Origin of the sequence: Candidatus Poriferisodalis sp. (genome assembly GCF_965204125.1) — a bacterium.
Lineage (GTDB): Bacteria > Actinomycetota > Acidimicrobiia > Acidimicrobiales > Poriferisodalaceae > Poriferisodalis.
This window is the reverse complement of sequence record NZ_OZ241968.1, coordinates 1,658,002-1,671,364: the sequence shown is the minus strand read 5'-3', so window position 1 is coordinate 1,671,364 and position 13,363 is coordinate 1,658,002. Positions and strand designations below refer to the sequence as shown.

The window sequence follows — 13,363 nt, the reverse complement described above, 5'->3', positions numbered from 1 at the left end:
CTAGAGCGCTTTTCCGACATGTCGGCCGATCAACGCTTAAAGGGCAAGCGGATCGTTGTGACCGGGGCGGGGGCCGGGATCGGTGCATCCATTGCGGAAACGGCACGTGGCTACGGGGCCAAGGTGTTCGGCGCCGACATCGACCGGGACACCGATGTCGACGGGCACTACGACGTCGCCGACGAGGCCGATGTGGCCCAGCTGTTCGCAGCCGCCGTCGAGCAGATGGGTGGCATCGACGGACTGGTCAACAACGTCGGCATCGCCGGCCCGACGGGCCGCGTCGAAGACCTCGATCCGGCAGCGTTCGATCACTGCGTGAAGGTGAACGTGGGCAGCACGTTCCGCTGCACTGCGGCGGCGGTGCCGCTGCTAGGTGCGGGCGGCTCGATTGTCAACATCGTTTCCACCGCTGGCATCTTCGGCTACCCGCTGCGGAGCCCCTACGCCGCCTCGAAGTGGGCGGTGGTGGGCCTCACCAAGACGTGGGCCATGGAACTCGGCGAGCGCGGCATCCGGGTCAACGCCGTCTGTCCCGGCACCGTCGAGGGCCCGCGCATGGACGGTGTGATCGAGCGGGAGGCAGCCGCCGCCGGCACCACTGCCGAAGAGGTCAAGGCCGGCTACACCGCACAGGTGTCGATGCACACGCTCGTCACCGGCACCGACATCGGTGAAGCCTGTTGCTGGCTGCTCTCGGATGCCGCCCGCTATGTATCGGGCCAAGTCCTCAGCGTGGACGGCAATACCGAAACCCTTCGCACTGTCTGAACCACGCCGGCGGCGCGGCTTGCGTCAGGTCTTGAGTCCCGCCTTCAACCTGCGTCGGACCACAGCGTGGCTTCGTAGCCCGCTTCGAGGTTTTGGTCGATGGCGCTTGGTTCAGCCTGCAGCTCATGCTGGGAGGCGAGGATCTCGCCCGCCGTGGGCGCCTCGCCTTCCGGCCACGTCGAGGTGTCCCAGAGGTTGGCGCGTATCAGCGCCTTGCCGCAGTGGAGAAAGCACTCGTCGACATCGACGACCACGGCCGTCTTGGGCACCCGATCCCCCACCGCTGTCGCCGCACAGACGTCGGGATCGGTCGTGAGCGAAGCAGCGCCGTTCACCCGCACCGTGTGGTCGCTGCCGGGTACGAAGAAGATCAAACCGACCTGGGGGTTGTCCAGGAAGTTGGTGTACGAGTCGAGCCGGTTGTTGCCAGCGAGGTCGCCGAAGGCCAAGCGTGCGCCGTCATCGAGCACCCGGGCGAACCCCGGAGGCCCGCCACGGGGCGAAGCATCGGTCCCGCCCGGGCCATGGGTGGCCAGCACGCACAACGGCGACATCGCCAGGAATCGGGCCGACTCATCATCGATCGCCGGCACGTTCTTGTTGGCCACCAGCTTGGATGGCTGGCGGTAGATCTCCCGCAGTGCCGTGGAGTCGCTGACCTGTCCGTTCATCGCCCGTCCCTTTGCTGTCCTCATCCATTCCGCTGCGTGGAACAGTTTGGCGGTCCCCGGACGCTCAGTGCTTCGTCAAAGCCCGCTGCACTCCTCGCATGCGGCACCTCAGACTCACCTCGGCAAGTTCGAGCGTCGCCGCAACGCCAGGCAACTGCGCACGTTCGGCAAGCGGGCGGGCACGAGATCCGCAGATCAGCAGTTCTGACGGACGTGGTCTCCCGTTGGGGTGCGGGGCTTGCGGGGCGGGGCTGGTGTGACCGTCCAGCCCTCACCGGGCGGTGCCGGCGCCGTGGGCGGGTGCAGCACCAAGTTGTACTCGTGGAGGCGCTGGTGGTGGCTGTGGCACAGCAGCGCGAGGTTCGCAAGGCTGGTGGGCCCCTCGTCGAGCCAGTGCTCGATGTGGTGACCTTCGCAGTGGATCGGCGCCCGATCACAGCCGGGCCACACGCAGCGTTGGTCGCGGGCGATCAGGGCGCGGCGGATGGCTGGGGGGATGGTGCGCTTGGCTCGGCCCACGTCGAGCACCTCTCCGGGGCCACCCATGACCACCGGTATCACTTGGGTGTCGCAGGCGATGCGGCGCAGGTCGGCCGCGCCGAGCACGGTGCCGGTCTCGGTGGTCGCCGCGGCGCCCGGCACCGCCAGCAGATCATTCGGCGGCCTCGACGCTGCGCACGTGCACCGGGCAACAGGCCCACCGTCGGGCGAGCCGCCGCGCAGGTTGTCCAGGGTGGTGAGCACGATCATCTGCGTCGGACTCGGCACCACCCAGCCGTCGTCACCCGAGCCTCCGCCAGCGACAGTTGACCTATCGGGGGCTGCGGGTGCCGCTTCGAGACCACCTGGGGCCGACGCAGCATCTCGAGCCGCAGAACCTGCATGCCGTGCCGGGTCGGGCCTCGAAGCGTCACCGCTAGCGGAGTCCGCGCCCTGCGCTGGTCCCTCGCTGCCGGTGCTCCTGGAACTCGCGTCACCTTCTTCCGCGCAATCAGCGCTTTGCGCGCCGGCGGCGGTGAGCAGCCACACGAGCGCATCGGCGGCGCGCTGGGGGACGCTTCGGCGCTGGGATTCGGGCAGGTCCTTGTCGCTGCGCCAGTTCCGCTCGATCGCAGCCACCAACAGACGGTTGACGGCGTCGCCGGTCAGCGCATCGAGCTTCGCACGCAAGTGCCACATGCCGTCGTGGGGATCGACCCACATCGATGCCGACCTCGCGGCGCGCTGGCGAGCCCGCCGCTGCGCGTCGCTCTCGCGCCGCCACGCCGCCTCGGCAGCACGCACGGTCTGCCGGGTCTGGTCAGCTGTCTGGTTCTCAGCCTGCTCGCACAGCTCATGCCGCACGTCGTCAGGCACTTCTGCTGCGGCCACCATCGCGGCTTGATCGGAGTTGATGTCACCGCGCCCCAGCGCTTCCGCAACCGGCGGCTGGGCGTTCACAGCCTGCGCCTCGCGTTCGATCCGACGCGCCAGCGCACCGCTGACCGCGGTGGCGTTCACCAGCGTTTCTGCCCCCGATGCCTCCCCGCGGCGCGCATGCAGCCGACGCCGTACCGCTTCGGCGGCCAGCGCGCTGCGTGACCCCTCCAGCACGTTGATGGCGCGCTGCACCGCCTGCGCGCACCACACCAAATCCTCATCGCCCACAGACCGAACCGCCGCCGCATCCACCAACGGATCCCCACCAACCAGCGGCCCCACCGCGGCATCGACCGCGCACCGAACCACAGCACCACCGCCACCATCCACGTCGCCGCCACCGTCACTACCGTCACCACCGCACTGCTGCGCCAAGCGCGCACGCATCTCCGCCAGGCAGGCCTTCCCCGCAGGGCGACCGCCCGGACCACGCCGGACGGTCGCTGGTCGGCTTCCCACGGCGGAGGTCATGACGGTCAACGTAGAAGGGGGGTGTGACATGTGTTCGTGGCACCGACTGCCGCCGTCGCCCTACCGTTCCCTCATGGCCGGAGCAACTCACAACAACCGCGAGCGACGCGCCGAGGCTCGCCGCCCGACCGCCGACGACCAGTTCCCAGAACGCCTCGCTGCCTCCATGCAGCGCCATCGCCGCATCCTCGATCGCCTCGCCGGCGAGGCCGAGTGAGCCGCCTGCCATGACCACCCGCTGCGTCGTGCTGCCCAAAGGCATCAATGTGGGCGGGCACAACCGGGTGCCCATGGCCGAGCTGCGCCCCAAGCTGGCCGACGCCGGCTACGCCGACCCCGTCACGATCCTCCAGAGTGGCAACATCATCGTCACCGCCGACCAGCCCGACAATGCCACTGGCCCCGCCGCAGTAGCCGCCGCCGTGGCCGCATCCGTCCAGCAGCTGCTCGCCGACGAATTCGACGTCCACGTGGCCTGCGTGGCCCGCACCGCCGCCGAGGTCGAAGCCATCCTCGAGCGCAATCCCCTCCGCCACCTCGCCGACGACGGATCCCGCTACCTGGTCAACTTCCTCGCCACCGAAGCCAGCGCCAGCCTCGACCCGCACCTCGTCAGCGAGCTCACCGAGGCCGACCACGCCCCCGATGTGCTCCACGTAGAAGGCTCGGAGGCATACGTCTGGGCCCCCGAGGGCATCAAGGCGCTCCGCCTGACGTATGCGCATCTCGAGCGGCACTTCGGCGTGCCCGTCACAGCCCGCAACTGGAACACGCTCGAACGCATCGCAGCCAAGCTGTAGTCAGCCATCCCGACGTAGTCCAGACGCTGACGATTCGCGTCAGCGGCCACGGCGCCGGGTTCGACCTCGCAGCACCGCTGAGCAGCCCCGCCCCGCAACGTTGCCAGGCCACCGCGGATGGCCAGAATGTCGGTCGTGACGCTGCTGGAGGTCGAATCGCTGACCAAGCGATACGGCTCGATCACCGCCGTCGACGATCTGTCGTTCTCTGTGGCCCCCGGCGAAACGCTCGGGCTGCTGGGCCCCAACGGCGCCGGCAAGACGACCACGATGGGCTGCATCGTCGGCCTGCTGGAACCCGACGGCGGCCGCATCGCCGTCGACGGGTTGGCACCGAAGTCCAAAACGGTAAGCGCCATGGTCGGCTATGCGGCCCAGCGCACAGCGCTGTACCTGTCGCTGCGCGTGTCAGAGAACTTGGCCTACTTCGGCGGCCTGTACGGGCTGCGGGGCCGGGCGCTGGCAGAGGCGGCAGCGAAGATCGTCGACCTGTTCGACCTCGACTCGCTGACCGGCCGCCGGGTGAACGACCTCAGCGTGGGGCAGGCGAAGCTCGTGCACCTGGCATCAGCCGTGATCCATGAGCCCACGCTGCTGCTGGTCGACGAGCCGACGGCAGGCCTCGACGTGTCGGCGCGACGGCGGGTGATCGACGCCATCCGACGGCTCGCGGCCGGCGGCACTGCGGTCATCTTCAGCACCCACTACCTCGAGGAAGCCGACGAGGCGTGCGACTCGCTGGTGATCATCGACCACGGCCGGCGGGTCGCGGCCGGTCCGCTCGACGACCTGCTCGCTGCCGACCCCGACCCGGCGACGATCATCCGGCTCGGCAACGGCGACACGGTGTCATTCGACGACCGTGACCTCATGGCGGCGATCAACTCCGTCGATCAGGATCAGATCGCCGAAGTGGTGGTGGAGCGGCCGTCGGTCCGAAGGCTGTACGAGCGGGTCATCGACAGCGATACCGGCGACGGAAGCAGCAGCGCCGATGGCTAGCACCCTCCTTATCGCCCGCAACGAACTGCGCCTGCTGCAGCGCGACCCCTTCCCGTTGTTCGTGCTGATCGGCATGCCGGGCGTGCTGCTGTTCTTCGTGACCGACGCGCTCATCGGCGGACCGGCCCACTCGGTGCCCGCCCTGGCTTCGCTGTTCGCCCTCATGGGCACCGGGTCGATGGGGTTCTCGTTCTTCCGAGAGCACGGCTGGGGCACCTGGGACCGGCTGCGCGTCGCCCCGGTGCGCACGATCGAGCTCGTCGCCGGCAAGGCCATCCCGATGCTGGCCGTGACCGCCGCCCAGCAGCTCATCATGGTGGCCATCGGCATCGCCGTGTTCAGCCTCGATGTGCCCGGCGGTGCGGCCCAGCTCATCATCACGGCGCTGGTCTGCGCGGCGATGTATGTCGCCCTGGCGATCGCATTGACGTCGCTGTGCCGGACCATGTCACAGCTCAACGCCGCCTCGATGCTCGGCACCATGGCGATCGCAGGCGCCGGCGGGGCCATCGCCAAGATCGCAGCGCTGCCGGGCTGGGTGCAGGCCATCGCCCCGGCCAGCCCCGTGTACTGGGTGAGCGACGCCTACCGCAGCGTGCTCAACGGCGAGCAGGGCTTCGGCCGCGCCATCGCCATGCTGGTCGGGTTCGCAGCGCTGTTCACTGCCATCACTCTGTGGCAATTCCGAGCCCACAAGCCGAAAGAGGGCCTCGCCGGGTGACCGATTCCGCCTCAGCAGCCTCAGCGGCGCAGTGAGCTGGACAGGCCGAGCGCCAGTCGGAGACCGTCGTCGATGCGTTCCATCGTGGCCGGGCCGGCGGCGCCGACCGCTTCGGACAGTTCCGCCTTGTCGATAGTGACCACTTGGGACACGTTGGCCACCGAGTCGTGGGGCAGGCCCGCTTCGGCGGCGGGCAGGCTCACGTTGCCGGGCGCGTCGAGCAGCTGCAGATTGCTTGTCACCACTACCCCGACAACCGTCGCTATGCGGCTGCGGTTGAAGCTGTCATCGGAGACCACCACCAGCGGGTGCCGATAGCCCGGTTCCGAACCGGCCGGCTCGCCGAAGTCCACCCAGCAGACATCGCCCCGCTGAATCACCGGCGGCCTGACAGCGCCCGAGCCTGCGCCTCACGAAGGCCGGCCCCGAGATCGGAGCGCTCGGCCTCGTACACGGCATTGAGCTTGGCCGTGACCTCCTGCCGCTCCGCCTCGGCCAGCAGACGCCGCAGCGCCTCCGCATACAGGCTTGAGCGCGAGCAGCGCTCACGCGCCGCCAATTCCTCCCCTGCCCGAAACACATCGTCCGGAATCGAAACGGCGATCTTCATGCCCGCAGTATAACCAAGTCATACCACCGCTCATCTCGCCGACGGGACGGTCACGGTCGATTCGAAGCACTACTCGAACACTTCCAGGCGATCGCTCTCCAGCAAGCGGCGCGCGGCATCGAGCACACCTTCGGCTGTCTCAAGAGCGTGCTGGGCGTCGTCGGCGTTGACGCCAGGCGAGTCTGCTCTCGGGTATTCGGTCCGGTTGCGGCGTCGGCGCAATGCATGGAGGCGGCTGAACACCTCCATCCCGCCGTGACCATTGAATTGAGCTTGAACAGCGTCAATCACGGCAATGTGGCCTCCCCGGACCGATGCGCGCAATCCTTGGACGGCGAGCAGCGCAGCAGACGCCTTCCGCACGGCGTCGTAGGAGAGCTGGAGGGCGCCAGCGGGATCGTCAGCGACGCCTTTCGAAGCCAAGCCGATGTGCGCCACTGCATCGACCAGCAGACGGTTCGCCACGGCGGCCGAAGGCGTGACATGGTGGAGCTCGTCGTCGGCAAGCAAGCGCTCGACTGTTGAGCGGCCCCGTTCCCAACTCACCCCCGGACGCCTCAGTCCCCTGCGAGTTCTGCAAGATCGGTCACGAGCTGCACGTCGTCATTGTTGAGCACGACGAGCAGCGGCCGCGACTTAATTTCCTCGATGAAGCTCTCGGTCGAGGATTTCCATTGCGAGCGGGACCGGACTGTCGCATTGACCGGCATGCCGATACGACGCTCTGCTCGTTCGGCGGCATCGTCCGCAAGATCGCGGTCGGCGTTGCCGATGACGAGCACATCGATGTCGTTGGGTGCTCGGCCTTGCTCGCCGAGATAGCGCGCAGCCCACGAACCGAAGAGCAGCACCGCATCGGCGCTGGGGAGATCGCCGAACTCCTCGGCCACCACTGCCGGCGCGCCATAGGTGGCGACGATGATCCGGCGCACAGCGTCGAAGAGCGGGTGGTCGACCTTGGCACGAACCAGCCGGACAGGGCCCAGCTTCTCGGTGGTCACGATGCCGGCTTGTTCGGCGCGCCGAATCTCTCGAGTCACCGTCGGCATGCTCGTTCCCGACCACGCGACCAGATCGGTGAGACTGTGGCTCGCGTCCGGGTCGACGAGCACGCGCGCCAAGATCCGCCCCTGCGCATCGGAGCGCAAGATAGGTGCGAGCGAAGGCGCTGGAACTTTCATAAAACGTATATAACTATACGTTAAAAGGAAATAAGAAGTCCAGCAGGCTGATCTCGGCTAGGTCGAGTCGTCAGGCTGCAACTCCGAGAGCGCCCGCCGCTTGGCTTCGTCGATTCGGCGGGCTCGCTCGGGATCGCGTCGGGCCTCGTCTCGCAGTTCGCTGAACTTCCTGGTGCTCGGCATCAGCAGAATCCTCCTAGTCGCTGCGCTCCCTGAAGACGTCACGGCCTGGCTCAAGGCTTGAATCCTTGCCCAGCGCGATCGGCAACAAACTAGTCTGTCTAGTGCAGTTGACAAGTGACTGACGACGAAGCAGGACGATGAGCAGTTACACGGTGACCTACCGGCGAGACCCAGGCGACGATGCCTGGCTCGTGGACATCGAGGCCATGACCGACGTCCACACTTTCGGCCGGAACCTCGATGAAGCGGCGACGAACGCCCGCGAGGCCATCGCCGTCACGGCCGATGTCCCCGAATCCGCCGTGGAACTCGACGAGCGCATCTGCGTCGCTGATGTCGATGTCGACGAACTCGCACGCTTGCGCGACCAGGCGCTGGAGGCGCACGAGATCTACCTGGCACGCCAGCGGGCCGCCGCCCTGCGACTCACCGAGGCCGGCGTGTCGCGGCGGGATGCGGCTCGGCTACTGGGCGTGTCGCACCAGCGGGTCCAGCAACTCGTCGCCGGCTGACGTGAGTGGCACGAACTCCCGCGGCATCGCCCGCCGACGGACGCAGCCGACAGTTCCCCACCCGGAGGCCGAGGAGCAGTCGGGGGAGCTGCAAGCGGTGATCGATCTCGCCCGCACGGTCATCAGTGATGACGCCGTCAGTCCGTGGCTGCGATCTCCCAACCCGGGCCTCGACAACCGAACACCGCTAGACGTCATCGCCGCTGGCGAGTACCAACGCGTGGTCGATCTGCTGCACGCGCTGGCGGAGGGCGTCACGTCCTGACCAAACGCTAAACAGCCCCGACCGAAGTCGGGGCCGTCGGACCGGAGTAACGAGCCCCGGTGGGGTGCGCTCATGCTACCGGCAGCATCCGTCGCTGAAGCGGCACGTCGCCGAGAACGCAACTACGGCCGCCCGAAGGCGACCGTAGGACGTGACGTTCGGCCGAGGGCCTAAGCGCCGGTATTGAAGTACACGAGCACCATAAGGCACGGGCCGAGCACTAAGCAATCTGATTTCGGCCGATCCTGACGGCAACTACCCATCAGCGGCGTGGGCGCCACAGATACTGAGTCGACCGGTCTGTTGCACTGCGGATATCTGCTCCCCGCCTGCTGGGCTGCAACTTCGGTTCAGCCCCCGGGCGGGTGTTTCTTGTCATGCGACCGCTCGCGCACCTCGACGGTCAGAGCTGGTTGTCAAGGGCTTGACGCGCGGTATGCACGCAGTCGCGCAATCCGTTGTAGTCGTCGGTGTATTCGGCGAATTCAGCGGGCGGAATCCGGTCGAAGTACTCCAGGGCTGCTACTAGCTGCTCGGGAGCGAAGCCCGGATCCTTCTCGCCCGCGAGCTGGCAGAGCTGGTCGATGTCGAAGCGAGTCAGCAAGCCTCGGAAATCGATGAAGTCCCTGGATTCGCCTCGACCCGACAGCGCGAGCACCTTGTCTGCTGCCAGTTCGGCCTCTGCCAGCATGAAGCCGGTGTCGGTTGAGCGGGCCGGCAACATTCGGGCATCCGATGCGAGGTCGACATAGGTCACCTCGTCGGGCCCGCCGACACGCAGCCGAGCGAAAGTCGATGCTTCAGCGAGGCGAGTCACTTCGAGGCCCGCGTCCTCGAGGGCGGTTTGAGCAGCGTCGAGCAGGGCCTCAACAGTCTTCGGATGCTCCGTGAAGAAGTCGAGGTCATTGGTGGGGCGGTCTGCGATTCCGCTGATGATGATGGCTGCGCCGCCAGCGAGAGCGAAGTCGTCACTCTCGCCAAGCTCGGCCAGGATGCGCAGAATTCTCCGCTGAAGATCGGTGAGCACTACGCAGCTAGGTCAGTTGTCCGTGCTCGGTGAGCCAAGCACGCCACCGCTCCCGCACGTGGGGTGCCAAGTAGATCTCGTCCCACATGTCGACGAGAGCGTCGACGTCGACGAAGTACCGCACGTCGGCTTCGAGACCCTCGGTCATGACCCTGGCGTAGGCCCGGCAGCGCTGTTGACGATCTTCCAAGTCATAGACATGCGGCGGGCTCCACGCGACATGGTCTGGGAGCCTCACCGTGCCCTTTGCCTTAGGCAGCGACCGATCGCCTACGTCTGCGGGGATCGCGACTGGCATCCGCCCGAGCGGACGGCGCTTCGATTCGCGCGTATCGGTCTCGAGACGGCCAGTCATGAACTCATTGTATTTGCGGGTCCAAATCTCACGATCTGCACTGGTTCCCGCGGCACCCGAACCGGCAACTCGTCCCACAGCTTGCCCTCGAGTTCGCGGCCGCCGGCCTTGGGCGTGCGGCCTCCCCACTGCTTGAAGAAGAACGCCACGCCGGCCGAGATGCAGGCGTCGCGCAGCTCGGTGACCCAGTTCAGCTCCATGGGCCGGGCGCCGACACCGGACTCGCCGCCGGCGATCACCCAATCGATGCCCGCAAGATCGAGCTCGCCGAGCGGGCCGAGCAGCGGCTCGGCGCTGACGAACCTCACCGCTGCGGGAACCTGGCGCAGGTGGTCGATGCGGAACCCGTACCGGCGAGTCTCGACGCTCACGCCCATCCACAGGTTCGGCGGCCAGTCGAGCTCAGGCGCGATCCGGCTCAGCCGCTGCGCTCGCTTGGTGAGCACCTGGTAGGTGTGCTGGGGCGTCTCGCGGATCACCTCGAAGACCTGCGCGATGAACCCCGGCGGCACATCGTCGTGAAAGAGATCGCTCATCGAGTCCACGAACACGAGGCGGGGTGCGCTCCAGCGTCGAGGCACATCGAGCGACGACCGATGCAAGGTGAGCCCGAAGCCCGGCCCGCTCGTCGACGGGTCGCCGTCGTTCTGGTACTTCGGCGACCCCATCGCCTTCAGCCGCTTGGCCAGCGTCTGCGCATAGCAGCGGTCGCAGCCCGGCGACACCCGATCGCAGCCCGTAGTCGGGTTCCACGTCGCCTCGGTCCACTCGATCCCCGACCTGTCAGCCACGCCCCAACCGTACGGATGGGGTGTCACAGCTAGGGGCACTCTTGACTGGCATTCAGGGACTCGGATGAGACCGCTGAGCGGCGCCGTTAGCGAGCGCTATCCACCCTGACGGTCAGCCATCGCTCGGCGTATTTCTGACTGTGCCTGATATCGAGTTCGCGGCGCTTGCATCCAAGTACGAAGCCTGCGGTCGTCTGAGTCAAGCAGGGCGTGAAACTCCGCCTCTGCATCCTCACCGTGTGACTCCACCCACTCCTCGTGCAAGTTCGCCTCCATCAAGATCGGTGCGGAGAGCTCGGCCATCACCTCCAACTCAATGACTACGCGCGTCAGGTGATGGGCCATGCGCTGCTGCAGAAGTTGGATGCCTATCTCCGACATAGCGGCAATTCGCCTGGCGCTCTGCAACTCATCGGTTGGCACACTGCTCAGTTCCCGCAGACTCACCGACGTCGGCCCGAATTCTCCGACCTCTAGCTCCGGTAGAGGCATCCAGTCGTAGCCGCCCCGCCACAACATGCTCTCGCGAGCGCGCACCGGAGCGACGATCTGCGTCGGATGCAACTGCGCGCCTTGGCGCATGGAGCAGGCGTGGGTCACCACGCATACCGGGCCAGACTCAAGCACGAGAACGTCGCCCTGCAACAGCAGCCGGTGGGACGGCACCTCGTCGGGTGGGCAGATGTACCAGATGTCCGATGGTTGATCAGGTTCATCCAGCTCTCGCGACACGCCCCCATCAGCTCCGTCGGACGATGATGCGTTCACCATCGGGTCGCTCGGCAACCGCCCATTCTGAACTCGTTTCCGCCTGCCAGCGAGGATTCCAGTGATTCAGCATGTCCGTCAGGGGCAAGTGCCCTTGCGCATGCTCCAGAATGTCCTCCTCGCAACCAGCGAGATAGAGCTCCGCGGCTGACACTGTGTGTCCCTCGACCAACGGCATCATGAGCCAGCTTGTCGGTTCCCCCGTAGGGCCGGACTGCTCAAGGAGCTCAAGGAATGCAGCGAGCTTGGCCAGTGCTCGCAACCGCTCGGGGGAGAGAGAGCCGCCGCTTCGCCATTTGCGAACAGCTGAGACAGACACTCCACACAGGCGCGCAATGTCGGACCATCCCAAGCCCCGGTCCACCGCCAGCTCCTCCAAGAGCGCATCAGTGCCCGCTGCGGCTTTCATATTCGTCCGCAGGCCTAGATCAAGCGATCGGACCTCTCGACGTCCATCCTCGACGTCTTCGGCCAAGAGTCTCGCCCGCCCCGAGAGCATGCGGTAGGACTCGTTCAAGCCAGCGATAGCCCGCGAGGCCGCCGCGGTGCCGATTTCGGTCACGAAGCCGGACTCAAGCTGGCGTGACCTTGCCGATGTCTGATCGATCATGGTCACTCTGGCTCCTTCCTGAACAGCTCGCGTGCACGGTCAGTGATCGAGCGCTGGAACAGCATCCCGATGGGCTCGTGCAAGTCATCGAGCACTGAAGCGATGGACTCGGCGCTGAAGTCGATCATGTCTACACCGCTGGTGTCGCGGTAGGAATCCACATCGATCACAAAAAATGGGCCCTCCGGCGGAACTGTGCTACGCCGTAACGGCTTGTCTGCAACCACGCCGGGGCCGTTCATCGCTGCGTAGCGAACGAGCATGTGATGGCTGCCATTGTGAAGCACCGTTGCAGATGTGAATCCCGCCGGGGCCATGTCAGGCACCACGCTCAGATGGCTGAGTACGTCCTCGGCGATCCACTTCCTCCACATGGTGGCGTCCACGATGGGCTCCGGCACTCGAATCTCGTCGATGTACCGCAACCCAAGGCGTTCGACGCCTGCCACTTTGGCATTGCCCGCTACCACGTCGACGGCAGACATCACCTGCGACCTGAAGTCGGGCCATTCACGGTAAGTGGTGGTCTCGATCGACAGCGAGGTGCGGGTCAGCACTGCGGAGGAGGTGCGATCGCGATTCGAAAACCGCAGCACGCGCTGAGCATGGTCACCATCGTCTGAGTCTTCGTCGCCCCATTCCACAATTGTGGTCGCGGGAATGGGCAAGAGGTCGAAGAAGTCCTCGACCAAGCAATCCAGAGTGTCGTCCGTGGTCAAGCTCGGAACGAGCGGGAACCGAATCTCGCAGGCAACGAACACCAGCGGAGCGTTCGCGTAGACCTCACGGCTATAGCCCATGTGCCTGACACTATAGACGTGTACCGCGACTTGCACCTGAACACGTACCAAAACGTGCACCGTTCGACAGCCGAATTCGTGGACATCGACGCTGGCTTGGTGTGGGTGGACGGCGTTGGGCTCGGCGTGCTCTCACGCCTTAGCGAAGGTGACGTTGTCGCCGATGCTGGCCGCGACCAGCATGCGCTGCCAGGGCCTCCATGTCGACGGGCTTCACGCAGGTCGTTGCCAGCTAGTGGCCCTGGACGGGCTCCTGCGGCACTCGAAACTCGGAGCCGTCCTCAGCCAGCGCTACTGCGAGCGGCGACATCGTCGGATGCCGCCAACGGGTCACGTCCGCCGTGTTGCCCTTGTTCTTGTTGCAGTAGGTGTGGGACGCCTGGAGGTTGTCCAGCTTGTGCAGCTG

Annotated in this window: 20 protein-coding genes; 7 read left to right on the top strand and 13 right to left on the bottom strand. The window is 66.4% G+C overall.

The features are described from left to right. Nucleotides 1-18: 18 nt before the first annotated feature. Nucleotides 19-771: an SDR family oxidoreductase gene (locus ACOGXD_RS08000; protein WP_419917311.1), complete on the top strand. Its 753-nt coding sequence runs from the start codon at nucleotides 19-21 to the stop codon at nucleotides 769-771. Between the two features lie 44 nt (nucleotides 772-815). On the opposite strand, the gene ACOGXD_RS07995 is transcribed toward ACOGXD_RS08000, so the two are convergent. Together ACOGXD_RS07995 and ACOGXD_RS07990 are read right to left on the bottom strand one after the other, a co-directional pair. Then, the gene (locus ACOGXD_RS07995) at nucleotides 816-1,442 is read right to left on the bottom strand and encodes an MSMEG_1061 family FMN-dependent PPOX-type flavoprotein (protein WP_419917310.1); all 627 of its coding nucleotides are present in this window, start codon (nucleotides 1,440-1,442) and stop codon (nucleotides 816-818) included. Nucleotides 1,443-1,637: 195 nt separating this feature from the next. Next, the gene (locus ACOGXD_RS07990; RefSeq protein WP_419917309.1) at nucleotides 1,638-3,089 is read right to left on the bottom strand and encodes an HNH endonuclease signature motif containing protein; all 1,452 of its coding nucleotides are present in this window, start codon (nucleotides 3,087-3,089) and stop codon (nucleotides 1,638-1,640) included. A gap of 316 nt (nucleotides 3,090-3,405) precedes the next feature. Here ACOGXD_RS07990 and ACOGXD_RS07985 point away from each other — a divergent pair, with 316 nt between their 5' ends. The 4 genes from ACOGXD_RS07985 (at nucleotide 3,406) to ACOGXD_RS07970 (ending at nucleotide 5,855) form a co-directional block, all read left to right on the top strand. Then, complete coding sequence (locus ACOGXD_RS07985; RefSeq protein ID WP_419917308.1) at nucleotides 3,406-3,549, top strand: hypothetical protein; 144 nt, start codon at nucleotides 3,406-3,408, stop codon at nucleotides 3,547-3,549. A 10-nt stretch (nucleotides 3,550-3,559) separates the two neighbouring features. Beyond that, nucleotides 3,560-4,132, top strand: coding sequence for a DUF1697 domain-containing protein (locus tag ACOGXD_RS07980; protein WP_419917307.1), 573 nt, complete (start codon nucleotides 3,560-3,562; stop codon nucleotides 4,130-4,132). A 135-nt stretch (nucleotides 4,133-4,267) separates the two neighbouring features. Next, nucleotides 4,268-5,134, top strand: coding sequence for an ABC transporter ATP-binding protein (locus ACOGXD_RS07975; RefSeq protein WP_419917306.1), 867 nt, complete (start codon nucleotides 4,268-4,270; stop codon nucleotides 5,132-5,134). Then, on the top strand, nucleotides 5,127-5,855 hold the full coding sequence (locus ACOGXD_RS07970) for an ABC transporter permease (protein ID WP_419917305.1): 729 nt from the start codon (nucleotides 5,127-5,129) through the stop codon (nucleotides 5,853-5,855). Before ACOGXD_RS07975 ends, ACOGXD_RS07970 begins: the two co-directional genes overlap by 8 nt. Nucleotides 5,856-5,875: 20 nt before the next feature. Here the strand turns inward: ACOGXD_RS07970 and ACOGXD_RS07965 are convergent, their stop codons facing one another. The 5 genes from ACOGXD_RS07965 to ACOGXD_RS07945 all read right to left on the bottom strand — a co-directional run bounded on the left by ACOGXD_RS07965 (nucleotide 5,876) and on the right by ACOGXD_RS07945 (nucleotide 7,829). Next, entirely contained in the window at nucleotides 5,876-6,235 is a 360-nt protein-coding gene (locus tag ACOGXD_RS07965; protein ID WP_419909593.1) for a type II toxin-antitoxin system PemK/MazF family toxin, read from the bottom strand. Beyond that, a complete protein-coding gene (locus tag ACOGXD_RS07960; protein WP_419909595.1) occupies nucleotides 6,232-6,465 on the bottom strand; it encodes a CopG family ribbon-helix-helix protein in 234 nt (77 codons plus the stop codon). The genes ACOGXD_RS07965 and ACOGXD_RS07960 overlap by 4 nt, the downstream gene beginning before the upstream one ends. Nucleotides 6,466-6,534: 69 nt before the next feature. Next, nucleotides 6,535-7,011 (bottom strand): hypothetical protein, encoded by a 477-nt coding sequence (locus tag ACOGXD_RS07955; protein ID WP_419917304.1) that lies wholly within the window; start codon nucleotides 7,009-7,011, stop codon nucleotides 6,535-6,537. An 11-nt stretch (nucleotides 7,012-7,022) separates the two neighbouring features. Continuing rightward, on the bottom strand, nucleotides 7,023-7,505 hold the full coding sequence (locus tag ACOGXD_RS07950) for an ArsR family transcriptional regulator (protein ID WP_419917303.1): 483 nt from the start codon (nucleotides 7,503-7,505) through the stop codon (nucleotides 7,023-7,025). A 198-nt stretch (nucleotides 7,506-7,703) separates the two neighbouring features. Beyond that, complete coding sequence (locus tag ACOGXD_RS07945) at nucleotides 7,704-7,829, bottom strand: hypothetical protein (RefSeq protein ID WP_419917302.1); 126 nt, start codon at nucleotides 7,827-7,829, stop codon at nucleotides 7,704-7,706. Between the two features lie 137 nt (nucleotides 7,830-7,966). Between ACOGXD_RS07945 and ACOGXD_RS07940 the strand changes: the two genes are divergently transcribed. After that, nucleotides 7,967-8,341 carry a helix-turn-helix domain-containing protein gene (locus ACOGXD_RS07940; RefSeq protein ID WP_419917301.1) on the top strand — a complete coding sequence of 125 codons (375 nt, stop codon included), beginning with the start codon at nucleotides 7,967-7,969 and terminating at the stop codon, nucleotides 8,339-8,341. 1 nt (nucleotide 8,342) lies between these two features. After that, the gene (locus tag ACOGXD_RS07935; protein ID WP_419917300.1) at nucleotides 8,343-8,606 is read left to right on the top strand and encodes an antitoxin Xre/MbcA/ParS toxin-binding domain-containing protein; all 264 of its coding nucleotides are present in this window, start codon (nucleotides 8,343-8,345) and stop codon (nucleotides 8,604-8,606) included. Nucleotides 8,607-9,009: 403 nt separating this feature from the next. On the opposite strand, the gene ACOGXD_RS07930 is transcribed toward ACOGXD_RS07935, so the two are convergent. The 6 genes from ACOGXD_RS07930 to ACOGXD_RS07905 form a co-directional block, all read right to left on the bottom strand. Next, nucleotides 9,010-9,633, bottom strand: a complete 624-nt coding sequence (locus ACOGXD_RS07930; protein ID WP_419917299.1) for a nucleotidyl transferase AbiEii/AbiGii toxin family protein — start codon at nucleotides 9,631-9,633, stop codon at nucleotides 9,010-9,012. Nucleotides 9,634-9,640: 7 nt separating this feature from the next. Next, nucleotides 9,641-9,988: a hypothetical protein gene (locus ACOGXD_RS07925; RefSeq protein WP_419917298.1), complete on the bottom strand. Its 348-nt coding sequence runs from the start codon at nucleotides 9,986-9,988 to the stop codon at nucleotides 9,641-9,643. Then, nucleotides 9,985-10,779 (bottom strand): DUF5131 family protein, encoded by a 795-nt coding sequence (locus ACOGXD_RS07920; RefSeq protein ID WP_419917297.1) that lies wholly within the window; start codon nucleotides 10,777-10,779, stop codon nucleotides 9,985-9,987. Before ACOGXD_RS07920 ends, ACOGXD_RS07925 begins: the two co-directional genes overlap by 4 nt. A 96-nt stretch (nucleotides 10,780-10,875) precedes the next feature. Then, entirely contained in the window at nucleotides 10,876-11,511 is a 636-nt protein-coding gene (locus tag ACOGXD_RS07915) for a hypothetical protein (protein WP_419917296.1), read from the bottom strand. A 7-nt stretch (nucleotides 11,512-11,518) separates the two neighbouring features. Next, complete coding sequence (locus ACOGXD_RS07910) at nucleotides 11,519-11,956, bottom strand: helix-turn-helix domain-containing protein (protein WP_419917377.1); 438 nt, start codon at nucleotides 11,954-11,956, stop codon at nucleotides 11,519-11,521. Between the two features lie 203 nt (nucleotides 11,957-12,159). After that, nucleotides 12,160-12,957, bottom strand: coding sequence for a TIGR04255 family protein (locus ACOGXD_RS07905; protein ID WP_419917295.1), 798 nt, complete (start codon nucleotides 12,955-12,957; stop codon nucleotides 12,160-12,162). Nucleotides 12,958-13,363: the final 406 nt, after the last annotated feature.